This window comes from Pseudoduganella buxea (genome assembly GCF_009720835.1).
GTDB lineage: Bacteria > Pseudomonadota > Gammaproteobacteria > Burkholderiales > Burkholderiaceae_D > Rugamonas > Rugamonas buxea.
Genome location: NZ_WNKZ01000285.1, coordinates 1 through 319 on the forward strand (window position 1 = coordinate 1; position 319 = coordinate 319).

General features: G+C 69.3%; 1 protein-coding gene. It reads right to left on the minus strand.

The window, feature by feature from the left end; genetic code table 11:
* Positions 1-319: contractile injection system protein, VgrG/Pvc8 family (locus GM672_RS27960; protein WP_260115715.1), on the minus strand; the 319-nt coding region annotated here is incomplete at both ends.

Sequence of the window (319 nt, forward strand, 5' to 3'; positions counted from 1 at the left end):
TCGGTGACGATGTCCTGCACCGTCTTGTCCTGGAAGATGTAGCTGTCGCGGCGCAGGCGCAACAGGGCCAGCGCCGGCTCCAGGCGCAGGCGGTAGCGCGCCACGCCGCCGTCCGCGCCCAGCCAGGCCGCCTCGGTGCACAGGCCGTGCCAGGCGCGGCGGCTGCCGTCAGGCTGCAGCAGGGTGACCGTCATTTCCTCGCCGATGAACTGGTCCAGATCGAGGTCGGTCGAGGTGCTCAGCGCCTGTACGTCGAAGTCGTACAGTTCGTTGACGCCTTCGCGGCCGGCGAAGCGTTCCGGCATCAGCGCCTCAGGCA